At 47.7% G+C, this 3,333-nt stretch carries 3 protein-coding genes; all 3 read left to right on the top strand.

Annotated features, from left to right (window positions below; all coding sequences use genetic code 11):
- On the top strand, positions 1–487 hold a 487-nt coding region (locus tag ACWP87_RS13625; RefSeq protein ID WP_031541887.1), incomplete at its 5' end, for an ECF transporter S component.
- Between the two features lie 254 nt (positions 488–741).
- Positions 742–1,539, top strand: a complete 798-nt coding sequence (locus ACWP87_RS13630; protein ID WP_015764861.1) for an ABC transporter ATP-binding protein — start codon at positions 742–744, stop codon at positions 1,537–1,539.
- Positions 1,523–3,241: a hypothetical protein gene (locus ACWP87_RS13635; RefSeq protein WP_014569186.1), complete on the top strand. Its 1,719-nt coding sequence runs from the start codon at positions 1,523–1,525 to the stop codon at positions 3,239–3,241. The genes ACWP87_RS13630 and ACWP87_RS13635 overlap by 17 nt, the downstream gene beginning before the upstream one ends.
- Positions 3,242–3,333: the final 92 nt, after the last annotated feature.

A 3,333-nucleotide genomic window follows, 5' to 3' on the forward strand; every position in this document is an offset into this window, starting at 1 on the left:
TTACATCGGCATCTCCCTTTTGCGTATTCCCATCCCTGCGATGGTCGGGCGGCCGTTTATTCACTTTGGCAATCCGCTCATGGTGCTCGCAATTTTATTTCTTGGTGGGCGGCTTGGCGGATTTGCGGCTGTGGTTGGCCTTGGTGGTTTTGATTTGCTTAATGGTTATGCTGCCACCTCATGGCTAACTGCCTTGGAAGCAATCGTCATGGCCATTGTTGTCAGTGCGTTGGTTAAGGCTTTCAAGCATCAGGACAAGCCGCAGTATATTATCACCATTGCCATTGTTGCCGGGCTAACCAAAATCGTCACTTCTTACTTAACCGGTATCGTCGAAGCACTCATGGTCGGAACCATCTTAAAAACCGCGGTTGTTGGCGCCTTTTTAAGTCTTCCCGCAACGGTCATCAATTCCATTGCCACAGCGATTATCGTTCCTATCCTGTACTTTATGCTTCGTCCACTATTCAAACGGTTTAATAGTTAAGCTCGTTTATGTTCTTTAATCAGCCTTTATTGTGGACTAGTCCAGAAGTCTAAGCGTTTATCTAACACTGCTGAATCTGAGCGGTGTTCTTTTTATACCCGAAAAATACGTTATAAATAAGTCGTTTGCCTATACAAGCATAATTTTTTCTGTCATAATCAGCGCAAGCATTGCCGTACCATTTTCGATCACATCATTGACTAACGCCGATGACATACATACATAACAACGCCCGACTAAAGGAGGCCATTATGATGGCAGAACCCATTGTTTCATTGAATCATATCGTAAAAAGTTTTGGCGCTAAACAGGTTCTCAAGGATCTCAGCTTCTCGATTACCCCCGGCAACATTGTCGGTTACATTGGTCCTAATGGCGCCGGCAAAAGTACCACCGTTAAAATGATGCTAGGCTTGCTGCAGCCTGATGCCGGTACGATTGAATTGTTCGGTCAACCACTCAAGCCTAATGCGACGGCCTACAAACGCCGCATTGGCTATGTCCCGGAAAGTGCCGATGTTTTCGATGCGCTCACTGCCCGTGAATATCTTAGCCTGATCGGGCAACTGTATGGTCTCAATGCTGCCGATGCCGAGCAAAAAGCATTTGCCTTAGCAGAACTGGTTAACTTGAAAGATGCATTCGATCGGCGAATTTCCTCTTATTCTAAAGGGATGCGTCAATTGGTGCTGATCATTGCCAGTCTATTGCATGATCCGGATATTCTTTTTTGGGATGAACCGCTTAATGGTCTGGATGCCAATACGGTGCTCGTCATCGAAGAAGTTTTACAAAACCTGCGCGACCGCGGCAAGACAATTTTTTATTCCAGCCATATTCTCGATGTTGTCCAAAAATTGTCCGATCGCATCATCTTGCTTAATGACGGGGTGGTGGTTGCAGATGGACCGTTTAAGACCCTTGCTAAAGAAGCGGATACCAACCTGCAACAGCTGTTTAACGATCTGACCGGTTTTGCCGAGCATGGTCAAAAAGCCCAGACCTTTGTGGATATTGTGACAGGCGGTGATTCTAATGAAACGGCTGAATAAAACGCAAGCCGAACCGGTCAACACAGCCGCCATGCCATTACCCAAAGTGTTTGCCTGGCTAAATCGCTTTGCCCCGGCGCTGGAAAAACGCGGTGTCCAATTTGATCAGTTGCGGCTCATTTTGGCCACCAAAAATTTACTGGCCGCTCGCGAACCAAGTGGCATGGGCAGTCTTTTCAGTCAGCGTAAGCGCGGTAAGGATGCCAGCCTGAGAACCGGTTTTCTCTGGAATCTGCTTTTCGGGGTCATTATTGGCCTGATGATGTTTCTACCGGCCTCGGCTTTGACATTGTTCACAATCTTTTTCTCCGTTCAACTGCTAACAAGTTTTCTGAACATCCTAACCACTTATTCGAGTTTAATTCTTGATCCGCGTGATCGAACCGTTTTTGCCTCACGCGGGGTCAATGATCGCACTTTGAGTTTTGCGCGCATCCTTAATGTTTGCTTCTATCTGGGCATCACCTTATTAGCAATGGGGATTCCCGGAATTGTCGTCACTGGTCTTCACTTTGGACCACTAGTAGCCGTGGGTGGGCTGTTGGCGCTAATACTAAGCGGTATCCTCAGTTTAGTGATCGCCTTATTTGTTTACTTACTGGTGTTACGCTATTTCGATGGCGAGCGATTACGCAACATGCTCAACTTAGTCCAGATTCTCTTGATGATCGGGATTTACGTCGGAGGCCAATTACCTAATTTACTACCGCGCGGAATGTCGTCAGTCAACCTGTCACTTGTTCCTGAATTCAGCTGGGTATACTTGCTAGCAGTGCCAGCATGGTTTGCCGGACTGCCGATGCTTTTTGCTGACCAAGTGAATTTATTAAGTATCGTATTAACCATTTTAAGTATCGTCGTTCCCGGCGTTCTCACACTCGTCTTCTTACATTATTCTGGCGCGTTCGAGTCCTATCTGGAAAAATTGAATCAAGGCGATTCACGTACCCGGAAACTTGGTTGGTGGTTCCGCGGCATTAGTACTTTAATGACCCGGCCCGGGGATGAGCGAACTTATTTCACACTAGGCTGGCGGGTGCTTGGTAGCGAACGTGATTACAAGTTACGCGTTTACCCGCAGCTGGCGTATGGCATTATTCTGCCGCTGATTTTTATCAGTACCGAGATTCGCGATATGCCGTTTGCAACTGCCCAGCACTATATTGCTTATGCCGGTATGGGCGTGATCGTGGCATTAGCTCCTGCGCTGGTTAACTTACGCTTCTCAAGTCAGCCAAAAGCGATGGCGGTTTTCCAATACGTTCCGTTCACAACCCACGGCTTATTACTACGCGGCGTGGTTAAAGCCATGTTCGCCCGACTCTTCCTGCCGCCACTGTTGCTAATCACCTTGGTCACAACCATCATGGGTGGTTGGTTATCCTTGTTGGCCGGCATTAGTGTGATCGTGTTGACTTATGGCTTCACGCTCATGATGGGCTGGCCACTGGTTGGCGGCCAATTTCCATTTGCCAGTGTCTATTCTGCCAACGCTAACTTTAGCGGTGGTGCGGTTGGGTGTGTCAGCATCGCCATTGGCCTGATTGCGGCAATGGCCGTCATTTTCATCGGCGGCTTTCTGGCCAGCTGGCTCTTCCCGCTATGCCTCATTATTTTAGGCGCTTCTATCGGGGCACTCCTCGGCCATTTCTATCGGACCAACTTACGCTATGAGCTCAGAATTAATACTGAAAATGACTAACGAACCTGCCTCGCAAATGCGCTTGACGTGTTTGCGAGGTTTTTTAATGGCTTGATTTAAAGGTTGGCTTATTCGAAAGTTTGATCAACAAG

The organism is Lacticaseibacillus sp. 22 (assembly GCF_055413445.1).